Source organism: Streptomyces sp. W1SF4, from assembly GCF_003950035.1.
GTDB classification, from domain to species: Bacteria; Actinomycetota; Actinomycetes; order Streptomycetales; family Streptomycetaceae; genus Streptomyces; species Streptomyces racemochromogenes.
Genome location: NZ_CP034350.1, coordinates 5,011,190 through 5,026,907, shown reverse-complemented (window position 1 = coordinate 5,026,907; position 15,718 = coordinate 5,011,190). Strand labels below are relative to the sequence as shown.

14 protein-coding genes and 2 tRNA genes are annotated in these 15,718 nt (G+C 71.6%); 5 read left to right on the top strand and 11 right to left on the bottom strand.

All coding sequences use genetic code 11. The features are described 5' to 3' along the window. The first annotated feature begins 76 nt into the window (after positions 1–76). Complete coding sequence (locus tag D1J60_RS23610) at positions 77–469, top strand: CBS domain-containing protein (protein ID WP_125594294.1); 393 nt, start codon at positions 77–79, stop codon at positions 467–469. Positions 470–553: 84 nt separating this feature from the next. Here the strand turns inward: D1J60_RS23610 and D1J60_RS23605 are convergent, their stop codons facing one another. Then, positions 554–2,023, bottom strand: coding sequence for a catalase (locus tag D1J60_RS23605; RefSeq protein WP_125822447.1), 1,470 nt, complete (start codon positions 2,021–2,023; stop codon positions 554–556). A gap of 128 nt (positions 2,024–2,151) precedes the next feature. Here D1J60_RS23605 and D1J60_RS23600 point away from each other — a divergent pair, with 128 nt between their 5' ends. Continuing rightward, positions 2,152–2,568 (top strand): Fur family transcriptional regulator, encoded by a 417-nt coding sequence (locus tag D1J60_RS23600; RefSeq protein WP_125822446.1) that lies wholly within the window; start codon positions 2,152–2,154, stop codon positions 2,566–2,568. A 155-nt stretch (positions 2,569–2,723) separates the two neighbouring features. On the opposite strand, the gene D1J60_RS23595 is transcribed toward D1J60_RS23600, so the two are convergent. The 4 genes from D1J60_RS23595 to D1J60_RS23580 all read right to left on the bottom strand — a co-directional run bounded on the left by D1J60_RS23595 (position 2,724) and on the right by D1J60_RS23580 (position 7,978). After that, positions 2,724–2,797, bottom strand: a tRNA-Met gene (locus D1J60_RS23595). Between the two features lie 75 nt (positions 2,798–2,872). Beyond that, the gene (locus D1J60_RS23590) at positions 2,873–4,744 is read right to left on the bottom strand and encodes a tetratricopeptide repeat protein (RefSeq protein ID WP_125594296.1); all 1,872 of its coding nucleotides are present in this window, start codon (positions 4,742–4,744) and stop codon (positions 2,873–2,875) included. Positions 4,745–4,957: 213 nt separating this feature from the next. Beyond that, a tRNA-Met gene (locus D1J60_RS23585) sits at positions 4,958–5,031 on the bottom strand. Between the two features lie 58 nt (positions 5,032–5,089). Further along, a complete protein-coding gene (locus D1J60_RS23580; protein WP_241253596.1) occupies positions 5,090–7,978 on the bottom strand; it encodes a UPF0182 family protein in 2,889 nt (962 codons plus the stop codon). Between the two features lie 126 nt (positions 7,979–8,104). On the opposite strand from D1J60_RS23580, the gene D1J60_RS23575 reads away from it, so the two are divergent. Then, entirely contained in the window at positions 8,105–8,674 is a 570-nt protein-coding gene (locus D1J60_RS23575) for a PPA1309 family protein (RefSeq protein ID WP_125594298.1), read from the top strand. Between the two features lie 22 nt (positions 8,675–8,696). Here the strand turns inward: D1J60_RS23575 and D1J60_RS23570 are convergent, their stop codons facing one another. From D1J60_RS23570 to D1J60_RS23555, 4 genes are all read right to left on the bottom strand, one after another. Continuing rightward, a complete protein-coding gene (locus D1J60_RS23570) occupies positions 8,697–9,785 on the bottom strand; it encodes a PDZ domain-containing protein (protein ID WP_125822444.1) in 1,089 nt (362 codons plus the stop codon). Between the two features lie 178 nt (positions 9,786–9,963). Further along, entirely contained in the window at positions 9,964–10,161 is a 198-nt protein-coding gene (locus tag D1J60_RS23565; RefSeq protein WP_125818082.1) for a hypothetical protein, read from the bottom strand. Between the two features lie 158 nt (positions 10,162–10,319). Next, positions 10,320–10,781: a molybdenum cofactor biosynthesis protein MoaE gene (locus D1J60_RS23560; protein ID WP_125594301.1), complete on the bottom strand. Its 462-nt coding sequence runs from the start codon at positions 10,779–10,781 to the stop codon at positions 10,320–10,322. A 134-nt stretch (positions 10,782–10,915) separates the two neighbouring features. After that, positions 10,916–12,082, bottom strand: coding sequence for an SDR family oxidoreductase (locus D1J60_RS23555; protein ID WP_125594302.1), 1,167 nt, complete (start codon positions 12,080–12,082; stop codon positions 10,916–10,918). Between the two features lie 192 nt (positions 12,083–12,274). On the opposite strand from D1J60_RS23555, the gene D1J60_RS23550 reads away from it, so the two are divergent. Then, positions 12,275–13,666 (top strand): zinc-dependent metalloprotease, encoded by a 1,392-nt coding sequence (locus D1J60_RS23550; protein WP_125822443.1) that lies wholly within the window; start codon positions 12,275–12,277, stop codon positions 13,664–13,666. Further along, the gene (locus D1J60_RS23545; protein ID WP_125822442.1) at positions 13,663–14,205 is read left to right on the top strand and encodes an NUDIX hydrolase; all 543 of its coding nucleotides are present in this window, start codon (positions 13,663–13,665) and stop codon (positions 14,203–14,205) included. The genes D1J60_RS23550 and D1J60_RS23545 overlap by 4 nt, the downstream gene beginning before the upstream one ends. Positions 14,206–14,258: 53 nt before the next feature. Here D1J60_RS23545 and D1J60_RS23540 read toward each other — a convergent pair whose 3' ends face one another. After that, the gene (locus tag D1J60_RS23540) at positions 14,259–15,014 is read right to left on the bottom strand and encodes an AIM24 family protein (protein WP_125594305.1); all 756 of its coding nucleotides are present in this window, start codon (positions 15,012–15,014) and stop codon (positions 14,259–14,261) included. Between the two features lie 15 nt (positions 15,015–15,029). After that, positions 15,030–15,710, bottom strand: a complete 681-nt coding sequence (locus D1J60_RS23535; protein ID WP_125824162.1) for an AIM24 family protein — start codon at positions 15,708–15,710, stop codon at positions 15,030–15,032. Positions 15,711–15,718: the final 8 nt, after the last annotated feature.

Genomic DNA, 15,718 nt, shown 5'->3' with positions numbered 1-15,718 from the left:
GTCTTCTCTAAGTGGAGGACCTTCGCGCGCCGCACCCCACCCAGGCGGGGGCTCACCCCAGGAGGTGGCTCTCCCCATGCTCGTCCGCGACGCCATGAGCACCGTGATCCTCACCCTCGGACCCGCGCACTCCCTCCGTCAGGCGGCCTGCCTGATGTCCGGCCGGCGCGTCGGCGCGGCCGTCGTCCTCGACCCCGACCACAGCGGCATCGGCATCCTGACCGAGCGCGACATCCTGAACTCGATCGGCGCCGGCCACGACCCCGACCGGGAGTCCGTGGGCGCCCACACCACGAACAACGTCGTCTTCTGCACCCCCGACGCGACCGTGCAGGAGGCCGCGGAGGCCATGGTCCACGGCGGTTTCCGGCACCTGATCGTGCTGGAGGAGGGCGGCCCGGTCGGCATCGTCTCCGTCCGCGACGTCATCCGCTGCTGGGTACCGGCCCGCCGGGCCGTGCCCGCGTAGCCGGCCCCGGTACGGGAACGGCAGCGGGCCGGAACCCCACGAGGGGTTTCCGGCCCGCTGTCCCGCCACGGCGGGCGGCCCGCGTCAGCCGCGGAGGGCCTGGACCGCGGCTTCGAGCCGCTTGCCGAAGTCGGCGTCCGCGCGGCGGAAGTTGTCGACGGCGCGCTCGACGATCTCGTCGCGGGAGACCTTGGCGATGAAGCCCGACAGGTTCTCGATCAGACGGGACTTCTCGTCCTCCGAGAAGAGCCGGTAGAGGTCGCCCGCCTGGACGAAGTCGTCGTCCTCGGAGTGCGAGGGGGTGGCGTGGTTGCCGGTGCCGCCGGTGACGGGGGTGGGCTCCCACAGCGGGCGGCCGGTCTGGGCGGGGCCGCCGAAGCTGTTGGGCTCGTAGTTCTTGGAGCCCTTGTGGCGGCCGTCGTACAGGGAGCCGTCACGGGAGTTGGTGCGCGCCTCGGTGGCGTGCGGGCGGTTCACCGGGAGGTGGTCGGCGTTGATGCCGACGCGGTAGCGGTGGGCGTCGCCGTACGCGAAGAGGCGGCCCTGGAGCATCTTGTCCGGGGACGGACCGATGCCGGGGACGAAGTGCGCCGGGGAGAAGATGGACTGCTCGACCTCGGCGAAGACGTTCTCCGGGTTGCGGTTGAGCTCCAGCTTGCCGATCTCGATCGGCGGGTAGTCCTCGTGCGGCCACACCTTGGTGAGGTCGAACGGGTTGAAGCGGTAGTGCGCCGCCTCGGCCGCGGGCATGATCTGGACCTGCACGGTCCAGGTCGGGAAGTCGCCGCGCTCGATGGACTCGCGCAGGTCGCGCTGGTGGGAGTCCGGGTCCTCGCCGGCCAGCCGGTTGGCCTCGGCCTGGGTGAGGTTCTTGATGCCCTGGTCGGTCTTGAAGTGGTACTTGACCCAGAAGACCTCGCCGGCCTCGTTGTTCCACTGGAACGTGTGCGAGCCGTAGCCGTTCATGTGGCGGTAGGACGCCGGTATGCCGCGGTCGCCGAACAGCCAGGTCACCTGGTGGGTGGACTCGGGCGACAGGCCCCAGAAGTCCCAGACGTTGTCCGCCTCCTGGGAGCCCGTGTACGGGTCGCGCTTCTGGGTGTGGATGAAGTCGGGGAACTTGATGGCGTCCCGGATGAAGAAGACCGGGGTGTTGTTGCCGACGAGGTCGTAGTTGCCCTCTTCGGTGTAGAACTTCAGCGCCCAGCCGCGCGGGTCACGGCGCGCGTCGGCGCCGCCGAGGCTGTCCGCGACGGTGGAGAAGCGCAGGAACGTTTCGGTCTGCTTGCCGACCTCGGAGAGGAACTTCGCACGCGTGTAGCGCGTGACGTCCGCCGTCACGGTGAAGGTGCCGTAGGCGCCGGCGCCGCGGGCGTGCACCACGCGCTCCGGGATGCGCTCGCGGTTGAAGTGGGCGAGCTTCTCCAGCAGGAGCTGGTCCTGGACCAGGACCGGACCGCCGACACCGGCCGTCTCGCTGTTCTGGTTGTCGGCGACCGGAGCCCCGGCCTCCGTGGTGAGCGGTCCCTGCGTCACGTGCGCCTCCTGCGTCATTCGCGCCTGTCCTGTCCTCGGCGTTTGTCGTACTCGATCCTACGATGGACTTTGTCTAAGTCAAGCTGATGTCCAAGTCCACACGAGTTCGGGATCTGAACTGATTCCCCACTGTTAGGCTGGCCTGTATGAGTGACCTGCTGGAACGACTCCGCGGACGCGGCTGGCGCATGACCGCCCAGCGCCGCGTCGTGGCCGAGGTGCTCGACGGTGACCACGTTCACCTGACGGCAGACGAGGTGCACGCACGCGCTGTGACCAAACTGCCCGAGATCTCGCGCGCGACGGTCTACAACACCCTGGGCGAGCTCGTGTCGATCGGCGAGGTCCTCGAGGTCTCGACGGACCGGCGGGCCAAGCGGTACGACCCGAACGCCCACCGCCCCCACCACCACCTGGTCTGCGCCCAGTGCGGCGCCATCCGGGACGTCCACCCGGCGGGCGACCCGCTGGCCGACCTGCCCGACGGCGAGCGCTTCGGCTTCGTGGTCTCGGCGGTCGAGGTGACGTACCGCGGGGTGTGCCCGACCTGCGCGGGCGCCTGACACTTCACGGAAGAAGGCCGGGAGCCCCGGGCTCCCGGCCTTCTGCGCGTTCCCGCGCGTCGTTCCCGTACTTCGTTCCCGCCCTTCGCGTTCATGAACGACCCGGAAAACGACTCGAGGCCCGGATCCATGGGATCCGGGCCTCGGGCCTTCAGTAGCGGGGACAGGATTTGAACCTGCGACCTCTGGGTTATGAGCCCAGCGAGCTACCGAGCTGCTCCACCCCGCGTCGGTGAACACGACTCTACGGGAGCACACCCGGCAGATGCAAATCAGTTGTCGGGCGCCCCGGCGGGCGGCCGTCCTACGCCGACAGTTCCTCCGCCAGGGCGTCGCGCAGCCGGGCGGCGCGCTCGGCCACCTCGGCCGGGCCCAGCTCCATGGCCCGGACGCACCACTTCTGCCCCTCGGCGAGATCCCCGTGCCGGGCGGCGAGCAGCCCGAGCCGGAGCGCGGCCCTGCCGTGCCCGGCCACCGCCGCGCGGGTCCACCACAGGGCCGCCTCGGGTTCGTTGCCCTCGCGGGCCAGCAGCAGCCCGAGGTTGAAGGCGCCGTTGCGCGAGCCGGCCTCGGCCGCCTCCCGGTACCACCGGGCGGCCACCGCGAGGTCGCCCCGGGCGGCGGCGAGCATCCCGACCCGCACCTGGGCCCGGCGGTGGCCCTGCTCGGCGGCGCGGGCGTACCACTCCTCGCTCTCGCTGCGGGCGGCCCCGCCGACGGGCTCGCCCAGGGCCACCGGCTCCGGCGGAGGGGCCAGCGACTCCAGCAGGGCGGCCAGCCGGAAGGCCGCCTCCGCGCTGCCGCCGCCCGCCGCGCAGCGCAGGTGCCGCTCGGCGGCGCGCTCCTCGCCGTCGCGCACGAGGGCGATCCCGACCTGGAGCGCCGCGTCGGTGTGGCCGGCGGCGGCGGCCCGCTCGTACCACTTCAGGGCGGAGCGGTCCTCGTCCCGGCTGGCGAAGAGGATCCCGAGGTTGAAGGCGGCGTCGACGCTGCCGGCCTCCGCCGCCTTGGAGAACCAGGGCTCGGCGCCGGCCGCGTCCCCGGCCTGGAGCAGCATGATCGCCAGCGCGTTGGCGGCCTCGCGGTGGCCGGCGTACGCGGCGCGGCGGTACCACTGCTCGGCCTGCGCGGTCCGCTCCTGGGCGGCGCAGAGCAGGGCGAGGTTGTAGGCGCCGTTGTGGTCGCCGGCGTCCATGGCGACCCGGTACCACTTCTCGGCCGTCTGGGTCTCGCCACGGGCGGCGTGCAGCGCGCCGAGGGCGTTGGCCGCGTTGCCGTCGCCGTCCTGGGCCGCGCGGTGCCACCAGGCGGCCGCGCTGTCCTCGTCACCGGCGTCGCGCAGCAGGAAGCCGAGGGCGCAGGCGGCCCGGGCCTCCCCCTGCTTGGCGGAGCTCAGGTACCAGCGGCCGGCCTCCTTCAGCTCGCCGCGCGCCTCCAGCAGGGCGCCCAGGTGCAGGCCGGCGCGGCGGTGTCCGCGCGCGGCGGCCTGGCGGTACCACTGCTCGGCCTCGGCGGGGTCGCCCTTGCGCAGGTGGCGGGCGAGCCGGTACGCGGCCTCGCGGTGCCCCTGCTCGGCTGCGGCCCGGAACCAGCGCTCGACGCCCTTGTCCCCGCGGTGTTCCAGCAGGTCGGCCAGCCCGTACGCGCCCAGGGCGTGCCCGGACTCGGCCGCCTGGCGCAGCCAGTACTCGGCGGCGGGCTCGTCCCCGCGCTCGCGGTAGTGGCGGCCCAGGGCGTGCGCTGCGGGGGCGGATCCGGCGACGGCGGCGACCCGCCACCAGCCGGCGGCCTCGTCGGGGTAGCCGCGCTGGAGGAGCAGGACCCCGAGGTTGTTGGCGGCGGCACGGTCGCCGGCGCCGGTGGCGCCGCGGAGGTAGGGCTCGGCCCCCGCCAGGTCGCCACGGCGCAGCAGCAGCGCGCCGAGCACGCTCATGGCGCCGGGGTCGCCCTTGTCGGCGGCCACGCGGTGGCGGGCCTCCAGCTCGGCGTCGGTGGCGCCCTCGGCGTCCCCGAAGGCTTCTGCCGCGCTGTGCTTGTCCAAGAAATCCGCATCGGTCAGTGCGGTCTGCGCGTTAACAGTCGGAGCGGCCTCGCCCGTTCCCGCGCCCGACTCGGCCTCCGCCCTCACAAACCGCCCTGTCTCCAGCAGAGTTGACCTGTCCCCCATAAATCCCATCGTCGCATCACCTGCTACCCGCGTACACCTGGTATGTCGCAGCCAGTGAGGTCACTACAGCGTTTTGTCGACATGCCCACAGAGAGACAAGTCAAACACGCTCGCCCCCCAACTCACCCGCCCCAGTGACCCCGTGTCTCCCCCCAGCACCTTTTCGGTGCTCCGGACATGACGAAGGCCCGGATCCCATTGGATCCGGGCCTTCGTCTTCAGTAGCGGGGACAGGATTTGAACCTGCGACCTCTGGGTTATGAGCCCAGCGAGCTACCGAGCTGCTCCACCCCGCGTCGGTGAAACCACAGTATCACGACGCGGGACGGAACCATTACGCGGTTTCCGCGCCGCCTAGCCGCCCGGCTTGGGCGCCGTCAGCTTCGCCTCCGCGTCGATCGCCCGCTTCAGCGCCGCCTGGAGGTCGTTCTGCGCCTTGCCGTACGCGGCCCAGTCGCCCGCCTTCATCGCCTTGTCGGCCTCCTCGACCGCCTTCTGGGCGTCGGCGAGGGCCGCCTTGACCGTCGGGTCCTGCGCGGTCGGCGGGGTGTTCGGGTTCGTCGGCGTGGTCGGGTTCGTCGGCGTGGTCGGCGGCACCGGCGTGGTCGGGGCCTCGGCTCCGAAGACCACGTTCAGCGCCTTCTCCAGGGTGTCCTCGAAGGCCGTCTGGCCCCCGTAGGTCACCAGCACCTTGCGCAGCAGCGGGTACTTCAGCCCGGAGCTGCGCACGTACACCGGCTCCACGTAGAGCATTCCGCCGTCCATCGGGACCGCGAGCAGGTTGCCGTACTCGATCTCCGAGTCGCCGCCGCGCAGCAGCCGGATCGACTCGGCGATCTTCGGCTCCGACTGGAACTTGCTCTGGACCTGGCCGGGGCCGTCCGGCGGCTTGCTCGTCGGCATCTTCAGGATGCGGATCTTGCCGTAGTCCGGGGTCCCGGGGTCGGCGTTCACCGCCATGAAGGCGCTCAGGTTGGGCCGCTCGTTCGGCGTGAAGGTCGTCGTGAGCGAGAAGACCTGGTCCTTCTCCGTCTGGCCCGGCATCTTCATCGACAGGTAGTACGGCGGGACCGCCGTGCCGGCCTTGGTCGTCGGGTCGTCCGGGACGGCCCAGGCCTCACTGCCGCTGAGGAAGGTCTGCGGGTCCGTGACGTGGTACCGGGTCAGCAGCTCGCGCTGGACCTTGAAGAGGTCCTGCGGGTAGCGCATGTGGTCCATGAGCGGCTTGGAGATCTCGCTCTTGGGCTTCACCGTGCCCGGGAACGCCTTCATCCAGGTCTTCAGGACCGGGTCCTTGGTGTCCCACTGGTACAGGTCGACCGTGCCGTCGTACGCGTCGACGGTGGCCTTCACCGAGTTGCGGATGTAGTTGACCTGGTTCTCCTGGGCGACCACCGCGCGCTGGCTGTTGGTCAGCGAGTCCGCGGTGCTCTGTCCCAGCGTGGTGCGGGAGGCGTACGGGTAGCCGTTGGTCGTCGTGTAGGCGTCGACGATCCACTTGATCCGGCCGTCGACGACGGCCGGGTACGGGGCCCCGTCGATGGTCAGCCAGGGCGCGACGGCCTCGACGCGGTCCTTGGGGGTGCGGTTGTACAGGATCCGCGAGCCGTCGCCGATGGCGCCGGAGTAGAGGATCTGCGGCTCGCTGAAGGCGAGCGCGTACGCGGCGCGGTTGACCGGGTTGTCCAGGTTGACCCCGGAGTTGCCCTTGTAGCTGGTCTCCTTCTCGCCCTTGTCGTCCGAGTAGTCGAGCTCCTTCTGCGGACCGCCGACGATCGAGTACTGCTTCGTCTGCTCGCCGTAGTAGACGCGCTGCTCGAAGTCCGTGCCGAACATGCCCTTGGAGGGCAGGTCCGACTGCGTGAAGTCCGGGGCGCCGTCCTTGACGGTGGTGCCCTTGGCCGCGACCACCCCGTAGCCGTGGGTGTACTTGAAGTGGTCGTTGATCCAGTTGTTCTTCGGGATGCCGCCGATGTTCAGCTCGCGCAGCCCGATGACCGTGTCCTGGCCGGCGTACCGGTCGACCGCCAGCGTGGACGGGAAGCCGTAGTAGCCCTTGACCTGCTGGAGCTGCTGGAAGGCGGGCGAGACGATGTTCGGGTCGAGCAGGCGCAGGCTGGCCGTGGTGTCGGCCACCGACCGCAGCTTGGTGCGGTCATCGGTCTGCGGGACGCCCGGGTAGTCCTTCACGTCGGCCCCGTCGATGCCGTAGGCGTCGCGCGTGGCCTTGATGTTCTTCTCGACGTACGGCGATTCCTTGGCCTGCTCGTTCGGCTGGACCTGGAACTTCTGGACGATCGCCGGGTACAGCCCGCCGATCAGGATCGCCGAGAGGACCATCAGGCCGAAGCCGATGACCGGCAGCTGCCAGGTGCGCCGCCACAGGGTGGCGAAGAACAGCACCGCGCAGATCGCCGCGATGGCGACGAGGATCGTCTTCGCCGGCAGGTAGGCGTTGGCGTCGACGTAGCGCAGGCCGGTCCAGTTGTCGGCGGCCTTGAAGTCGCTGGACTTCACGGCGAGGCCGTAGCGGTCCAGCCAGTACGCGACGGCCTTCAGGGTGACGAACAGGCCGAGCAGCACCGACAGGTGGCCGGTCGCCGCGGCGGTGGCCCGGGCACCCGGGCTGGTCACGCGCAGGCCGCCGTACAGGTAGTGCACGACGACGGCGGCGATCACGGAGAGCACGACGGCCGCGAAGCCGAAGCCGAGGAGGAAGCGGTACCAGGGCAGGTCGAAGGTGTAGAACGACACGTCCAGGTGGAACTGGGGGTCCTTCGTGCCGAAGGGCACCCCGTTCACGTACATCAGCCAGGTCTTCCACTGGCCGGCCGCCGAGGCGCCCGCGATCAGACCGACGATCGCCGCGATGGCCAGGAGCAGCCACTTCTTGTACGGGGCGACGCTCATCCGGTAGCGGTCGAGGCTCTGCTGCTCCATCGACATCGCGCTGAGCGGCGGCCGCAGCCGGTACGCCAGCCAGATGTTCAGCCCGACCGCACCGGCCATCAGCAGGCCGAAGACGGCGAAGAGGCCGATCTTGGTCCACAGGGTGGTGGTGAAGACGGAGGAGTACTTGACGGAGCGGAACCAGAGCCAGTCCGTCCAGAACCCGGCGAACATGATGAACGCCATGGCCAGGACGGCAAGGACGCCCAGTGTCGTCAGAAGAGTCCGGGCGCGCCGGGAGGGGCGGCCGACTCTCATCCGTGGCCCGGAGGGGCCTCCGCCGCGGTCCGGCATCTGGAAAGCCAAGGTGCGCACCTCGAAAGTCGCTGTGTCTGGTCCTGGGCCCACGATCGTAGGGCCCACTCATGCAACTTACTGAGGCTTTAGTCAGTTCCCGGTATCGGGGGGAAAGGAGGCAGGATGTTGTCCATGTCCAACCTTTCGCCCTCCCCCGGCACCCCCATGGCGGCCAGTCCGCTGACCCGCGCCGTCCTCGAGATCGACGAGTACGCCTCCACCCTCGGCTGGGACAAGCCGGCCCGCCTCTTCGCCCTGGTCGACACGGCCCGCCTGCGCCGGCAGGAGCCCCGGCTCGCCGGGCAGCTCGGCCTGGACCAGGACGACGCCGGCAAGAGCCAGCTCACCCCGATCGAGCAGGACGAGGTGCCGGCCGGGACCCCGCTGGACAAGTTCCTGGGCACCATCGCCTGGCCCGACGCGGTCGTCGGCTGCGCCCTGACGGTGGAGCGGCTGATGCTGCCGCCGTCCGCGGAGGCCTCCGTGCCGGTCGGGCTGAACGACAAGCAGCTGACCAAGTGGGTCGCCGCCCACCCCGAGCGGCAGGAGGTGCGCCTCACGGTGGGCGTCCTGCGCGACGGCTCGCGCGAGTCGGCCGTGCGGCTGCGGGACAAGGACTCCTCCACCGAGGTGCTGACCGGCGCGGGCCTGGTGCCGGGCCTGGCCGACGCGCTGGCGGCGACCCTGGCCTAGTTCCGCCGCGGGTGGGGCGCGGTCAGGACGCGGTGCACTTCGGCAGTCCGGCCGTGTCCCCCTTGCCGATCTTCTCCAGGGCCTTGGTGGCGTCCCCGATGGTGGAGACCTTCACGAGGGTCAGGCCCTCGGGGGTGTGCCGGGCCGCCGAGGCGCAGTTCTCGGCCGGGGTCAGGAAGTACTCGGCCCCGGCGTTGCGGGCGCCGATGGTCTTCATCTGGATGCCGCCGATGGGGCCGACCTTGCCCTCGTCGTCGATGGTGCCGGTGCCCGCGATGAACTTGCCGCCCGTGAGGTTCTCGGGGGTGAGCTTGTCGACGATGCCGAGGGCGAACATCAGGCCGGCGCTCGGGCCGCCGACGTCGGCGAGCTTGATGTCGATCGGGAACGGGAAGGTGTGGTCGGTCCCGGCCCGGATGCCGACGATGGCGTGGCCGTCGCCCTCCGCCTTGCCCGCGGTGACGGTGACCTTCGCGCTGCCGGTGGGCTCGCGGTTCGCCTTCTCGGCCTCGGCCGCCTCGGCGGCGGGCACGATGGTGAACTCGACGGGCTCGCCGGGCTTGTGCTTGGTCACGAGCTTGGCGACGTCCCCGGGCACGGTGACGGGGGTGCCGTCCACCGCCTTGACCACGTCCCCGGCGTGCAGCCGGCCCTCGGAGGGGCTGCCCTTGACGACGGTGGAGACGACGACGCGGGCGGTGACCGGGATGCCGAGCTGCTTGAGGGCGGCCACCTTGGCGCTCTCCTGCGACTGGCTGAACTCCTCGGCGTTCTCCTGGGTCGATTCCTTGTCCGTCTTGCCGTTCGGGTAGAGGTTCTCGTGCGGGACGACGATGTTGTCGCCGGCCACCCAGCCGTAGACCGCTTCCAGCAGGTTCATGTCGTAGTCGGCGCCGGTGACGCGGACGGTGGTCATGTTGAGGTGGCCGCTGGTGGGGTACGTCTGGTGCCCCGAGATGCTCAGCACCGGCTCGCCGCGCGAGTCGCCCAGCGTGTTCACGGTCGGGCCCGGGCTCATCTCGGAGTACGGGACCTTGATGAAGACGCCCGCGCAGAGCAGCGCGAACAGCACGAGGAAGGAAGCGAGCATCGTCGCGGTGCGGCGTGGCATGGATCGACAGTACGGGACGGCCCGGCCGGGCGGCCCGTGGGGCCGGTCCGTACGGGGCCCGCGGGCGGAACTCTCAGCGGATTCTCAGCCGGGGCCTGGTCGGAGCCCGGTCGGAGCCGGTCGGGCACGGTCCCGAGGGGGCCCGCGGGGGGACGGGGAGGGCGGGGTCCGGGACGCGTCAGACGGCGTCGGAACCGGAGTGCGCCTTTTCGTTCGTCCTCGCCCGGTCGGCCCGGTCCATGGCCTCGCGGAACCTGGCGTAGCCGGCCAGTTCGGATATGTCGCCCTGGGTGCGGTCGCGGGCCGCCCAGCTGCCCCATATCGCCGCTCCGATCGCGGCGAACAGCGGAATCAGCAGCCACACCAGTGATGCCATGAACGTGCCTCCCTGCCCCGAAAGTGCGTGTCGTTGGTGGCTTCAACGCTCGTGCCCGGAGGGGGGTTACGCAAATCGAGGGCGTGTTGCGCGGCCGAACGGGGGTGAGGCTACCGCCCGCCCGTGAGGACCCCGCGCCCGGCCCCCGCCCACCGGCCTCAGCAGGCGCCGACCCACTCCTCGGTGCCGTCGGAGAAGGTCTGGTGCTTCCAGATCGGGACCTCGTGCTTGAGGTCGTCGATCAGCATCCGGCAGGCCTCGAAGGCCTCGCCGCGGTGCGGGCAGGAGACGGCGACGATCACGGCCAGGTCGCCCACGGCGAGGTCGCCGACGCGGTGTACGGCGGCCAGCGCGCGGACCGGGTACTTCGCCACGACGCGGTCCGCGACGCGGCGCATCTCGGCCTCCGCCGTCGGGTGGCAGGAGTAGCCGAGCGAGTCGACGTCCGCTCCGCCGTCGTGGTTGCGCACCGTCCCGACGAAGAGGGTGGTGCCTCCGGTGGCGTCGTCGCCGACGGCCTTGAAGACCTCGTCGATGGAGAGCGGGGTCTCACGGATCTCGAGCAGCCGGATGGGGTCCTGGGCGGCCTGCTCGCCGGGGTGGTCGAAGTGCGGTGCCATGTTCCCCATCGTGCCCTAGCCGCCGACCCGGTGGAATAGCCGTTTCGCCCGGGGCGCGGCGCGTCGGTTGGGATCCTCCTACAGGAGACCGGCGCCGCCCCGGACCGGGCCGGTCCGGGGCCGTGTCCCGCAGGTCAGAGCCCGCGGCGGCGGCGGGCGCGGCGTACGGCGGCGGCCGCGCCGAGCAGGGCGACCGTGGCGCCGGCGGCGCCGGCGGCCGTGGCGGCGTCCTTGCGGCCGAGGCGGCGCCCGGCGACGGTGTGCCGGCCCGCGACCTCCTGGAGCAGCTCGGCCAGCACCTCCTCGTTGGTCCAGCGGGGCCGCCAGCCGGCCGCGTGCAGCCCGCTGACGCTGACCACCCACGGGTGCATGGTGTACGCGAGGTCCCCGGCCGGGGACGGGGTCAGGCCGATCCGGTGGAGCCGGGCCGCGGCGCCGAGCGCGACGGCGGAGGGCAGCTCCATGCGGCGGATGCCGCTGAGCTCCTCGACCTCCTCCTGCTCCAGCCAGCCCTCGCAGCCGACGGCGAGCTCGCCCTCGGCCTTCTCCAGGGCGGCGTACTCCAGGGCGCTGACCAGGTCCTCGACGTGGCAGAACTGCCAGGTGGGCCGGGATCCGGCGACGACGAGCAGGCGCGGGGACTCGAAGTACCGGGTGAGGGCGGTGTCCGTGCCGCCGACCAGGATGGCGGGGCGGACGACGGTCACGTTCAGGCCGGGGTGGGCACGGGGGGCGCGGCGGCCCAGGCGCTCGATCTCCAGCAGGTCGCCGACGCCGGTGGCCTCGGCGGTGGCGCGCAGCTCGGAGTCCTCCGAGAGCGGGATGTCGTTGTCCGGCAGGGCCCCGTAGACCATCGCCGAGGTGCACAGCACGACCCGGTGCACGCCGGCCGCGGCGGCGGCGGTGAGCACGGTCTGGGTGCCGCGCACGTTGTAGGCGGTGCGGGCGGCCGGGTCCGTCTCCAGGTCGAGGTCGAGCGCGAGGTGGACGACGACGTCCGCGCCGCGCAGCTTCTCGGCGATGGCGGGGTCCCGGACGTCCAGGACGTGCCACTGGGCGGCGGCGCAGTCCCCGCGCCGCTCGTCGATGGCCACGACCTGCTTGACCTCGTCGGATTCGACGAGGCGGCTCACCAGGGCGGCGCCGACCCCCGACGCGGCGCCGGTCACCGCGATCACGGGGCTCGGCCGGCGCGGGCCGGCCGGGTTTCGCGGCTGGCGAACGCCGGGGGCGCGGTCGTCGTGCTCAGGGCGGTTTTCGGCGTCGTGCGGCGCGCGAGCCTGCGGATCTGGGGAACTCACCGGGCGTCTCCAGCGGTTGTCTTCAGTGGGGACGAGCTGTGACGCGTACCCACCAGGTGATGTCCATCCTGCCGCAGCCCAGGACCCGGCGGAGCACCGAGCCCGGAAGCGGGAGTGGTGTCTAGGCTGGGTGGTGTTGTCGGACCATCGCCCGTCGGCACCCGCCGGCGGCCCTACGAGCCGAGGAAACCCGTGAGCGACACCCCATTCGGATTCGGCCTTCCGCCGGAGGAGCCGGAGGACGGCGACAATGGCAAGAAGGGCGGCCAGGGAGGTCCCGCCAATCCCTTCGGGTTCGGCCCGGGCGGCCTTCCCGGCGGCTTCCCCGGCGGTGCGGAGAATCCGTTCGCCGCGATGTTCGGCTCGATGAACCCGAACGACCTCGGTGCCGCCTTCCAGCAGCTCGGGCAGATGCTGAGCTACGAGGGCGGTCCCGTGAACTGGGACATGGCCAAGGACATCGCCCGCCAGACCGTCGCGCAGGGCACCGCGGACGGGGTCAAGGACGCGAGCGTCGGCGTCGCGGAGAAGTCCGCGGTCGAGGAGGCCGTGCGCCTGGCCGACCTGTGGCTCGACGGCGTGACCTCCCTGCCGTCGGGTGCCAACGCGGCCGTCGCGTGGAGCCGTGCCGAGTGGGTCGAGGCGACCCTCCCGGTGTGGAAGGAGCTGGTGGACCCGGTCGCCGAGCGCGTCGGCGCGGCCATGGGCAGCGTCCTGCCCGAGGAGATGCAGGCCATGGCGGGCCCGCTGCTCGGGATGATGCGTTCCATGGGCGGGGCCATGTTCGGTCAGCAGATCGGGCAGGCGGTGGGCACGCTCGCGGGCGAGGTCGTCGGCTCGACGGACATCGGGCTGCCGCTGGGCCCGGCCGGGCGGGCGGCGCTGCTGCCGCTGAACATCGAGGCCTTCGGCAAGGACCTGAGCGTCCCCTCGGACGAGGTGCGGCTGTACCTGGCGCTGCGCGAGGCGGCGCACGCCCGCCTCTTCGCGCACGTGCCGTGGCTGCGCTCGCACCTTTTCGGCGCGGTCGAGGGCTACGCGCGGGGCATCAAGGTGGACACGTCGAAGCTGGAGGACGTGGTCGGCCAGCTCGACCCGTCGAACCCGGAGCAGCTCCAGGAGGCGCTCCAGGGCGGTATGTTCCAGCCGCAGGACACCCCGGAGCAGAAGGCCGCCCTGGCCCGTCTGGAGACGGCGCTCGCGCTGGTCGAGGGCTGGGTGGACGCGGTCGTGCACGAGGCGGCGAAGCCCCGTCTGACCTCGGCGGACGCGATGCGCGAGACCATGCGCCGGCGGCGTGCCTCGGGCGGTCCGGCGGAGCAGACCTTCGCGACGCTGATCGGGCTGGAGCTGCGTCCGCGGCGGCTGCGGGACGCCTCGCGGCTGTGGGCCTCGCTCACGGACGCGCGCGGCGTGGACGGCCGCGACGGGCTGTGGGAGCACCCGGACATGCTGCCGACGGCTTCCGACCTGGACGACCCGGACGGGTTCGTGCACCGCGAGCAGCTGGACTTCTCGGAGATCGACAAGATGCTCGGCGAGGCCGCCCGGCGGCGTGACGAAGAGGGCGACGACAAGAAGTGAACCTGTACGACGACGCGGTCCGGGTCCTGAAGGAGTACGAGGGCCCGGACGCCCAGCAGGAAGAGCTGCGCGGGGTCTACCTGGACCACCTGGCCGCCCACCCGGAGGGGATGTACAAGCCGTGCACGGCCGGGCACGTCACGGGCAGCGCGCTGGTGATCGACCCGGCCGGCGGCCGGGTGCTGCTGACCCTGCACAAGAAGCTCGGCATGTGGCTGCAGATGGGCGGGCACTGCGAGCCCGGTGACGCCACCCTCGCCGGGGCGGCGATGCGCGAGGCCGTGGAGGAGTCGGGCATCGGCTCGGGTCTGACGCTGGTGGCGGGCGGGCCGGTGCGCCTGGACCGGCATCCGATCCCCGCGCCGTGCAACTGGCACCTGGACGTGCAGTACGCGGTGCTGGCCCCGGCCGGTGTGGAGGCGGAGATCAGCGACGAGTCGCTGGACCTGCGCTGGTTCCCGTACGCGGAGGTGGCGGCGGTCGCCGACACCTCGGTGGTGCGGCTGCTGGAGGCCACCCGGGCGCGGCTGGGCGCGTGAGGTGACGGGGAAGGGGCGGGCCCGTGCGGGTCCGCCCCTTCCCGGTGCGCCGGTCAGTTCCAGGCGTTGTTCTGGTTCTGGGCGTGCGCGCCGTGCTGGCCCATGCCGTACTGGGCGGCGAGGCCCTGGCCGAGCTGGGCGCTCTGCGGGGGCAGCACCTCGCTGGGCTGCACCAGGGCGAAGCCGGTGCCGAGGAAGCTGAGCTCCCACCCCTCGCCGGTGTTGCCGCGGCGCCGCCACACGCCGGTGGAGTGCGTCTGGGCCTGCATCTGCACGCGCAGCGAGGTGGACCAGGCGACGATGGCGTCGGCGTCGGCGTTGACGTACTTGTCGGGGGTGACCTGCATCATCAGCGGCTGGCCGGAGGTCATGAGGGCGACCTTGCCGCGGCCGGAGATGTTGAGCTGGTACTTGCCGGAGCCGGAGATCCCGTACTGGCTGTCGACGGCGATGACCTCGGTGTGCAGGGTGGAGTCCATGGCGAGGACGTAGCCGCTGTCGACGGTGAGGCCGTCGTGGTCCACGTCGACGACGTGGACGTACTGCGCGAGGTTGGCGAAGTAGACGGTGCCCTGGCCGGAGCAGCGCATCAGGTCGAGGCCCTCGCCGGTGCGGCGGCGGGCGCCCCGCTGGTTGCTGCTCTGGTACTCGCCGTCGAAGTCGACGATGCCCTGGTAGGCGACCATCGATCCCTTGCGGGCCAGGACGTCGTCGGAGCCGTTCAGGGTGACCCGCAGGAGCTGGGGGTTCTGGATGGCGTAGCGGTCCTGGGACTGCTGCTCGGCATGGCCGAAAAGTGAGCTCTGCATGATGTCCGCTCCCCCTCAGCCCCGGGTCCGGAGCCGGTCGGTGCTGTCCTCGCTGGGCTGTACGACGACGATGCCCTGGCCGGAGAAGGCCATCTGGTAGGCCTCCCCGCTGCCCCGGCCGATCATCGACGAGGCCTTGAAGCTGCGCTTCCCCTTGACCTTGAGGTTCGGGGACCAGGCGACGAGCGCGTCCGGGTCGACGTACGTCTCGTCGTCTCCGCGGCCGCAGTCGACCACGATCGGGGTGCCGCGCGAGGTGATGGCGACCCAGCCGGTGCCGGCGACCTGGACGTTGAACAGGCCCTGGCCGGCGAACTTCGCCATGCCCTTGACCCGCTCGACACCCCACTGGAGGTGGGCGTCGAAGGCGAGGAGGTTGGTGCCGTTGACGGAGAGGGCGTCGTTGGCGAGGTTGATGCAGACGACGTCGGCGCCGTAGTCGGCGAGGTAGAGCAGGCCGTCGCCGGTGCACTTCATCAGGGGCGCGCCCTCGCCGGTCAGCCACTGGGAGGCCATCTGGCGGACGGCGGGCGGGTTGGGCTCGTACTGGACGAAGCCCTCGTAGGCGACCATCGAGCCGGTGCGGGCGAAGAGGTCCTGGCCGCTCTGCATGGCGACCTTGAGCATGGCGCGGCCGTGGTTCTCCATGCGGGCCGTGACGGGGGTCGGGGCGTAGCCCGCGAGCTGCTGGTTCATGGCGTTCA

Coding starts and splice junctions, on each gene's coding strand:
- D1J60_RS23610 (WP_125594294.1), top strand. CDS start 77: ATGCTCGTCCGCGACGCCATGAGCACCGTGATCCTCACCCTCGGACCC.
- D1J60_RS23605 (WP_125822447.1), bottom strand. CDS start 2,023: ATGACGCAGGAGGCGCACGTGACGCAGGGACCGCTCACCACGGAGGCC.
- D1J60_RS23600 (WP_125822446.1), top strand. CDS start 2,152: ATGAGTGACCTGCTGGAACGACTCCGCGGACGCGGCTGGCGCATGACC.
- D1J60_RS23590 (WP_125594296.1), bottom strand. CDS start 4,744: ATGGGATTTATGGGGGACAGGTCAACTCTGCTGGAGACAGGGCGGTTT.
- D1J60_RS23580 (WP_241253596.1), bottom strand. CDS start 7,978: ATGCCGGACCGCGGCGGAGGCCCCTCCGGGCCACGGATGAGAGTCGGC.
- D1J60_RS23575 (WP_125594298.1), top strand. CDS start 8,105: ATGTTGTCCATGTCCAACCTTTCGCCCTCCCCCGGCACCCCCATGGCG.
- D1J60_RS23570 (WP_125822444.1), bottom strand. CDS start 9,785: ATGCCACGCCGCACCGCGACGATGCTCGCTTCCTTCCTCGTGCTGTTC.
- D1J60_RS23565 (WP_125818082.1), bottom strand. CDS start 10,161: ATGGCATCACTGGTGTGGCTGCTGATTCCGCTGTTCGCCGCGATCGGA.
- D1J60_RS23560 (WP_125594301.1), bottom strand. CDS start 10,781: ATGGCACCGCACTTCGACCACCCCGGCGAGCAGGCCGCCCAGGACCCC.
- D1J60_RS23540 (WP_125594305.1), bottom strand. CDS start 15,014: ATGCAGAGCTCACTTTTCGGCCATGCCGAGCAGCAGTCCCAGGACCGC.
- D1J60_RS23535 (WP_125824162.1), bottom strand. CDS start 15,710: ATGAACCAGCAGCTCGCGGGCTACGCCCCGACCCCCGTCACGGCCCGC.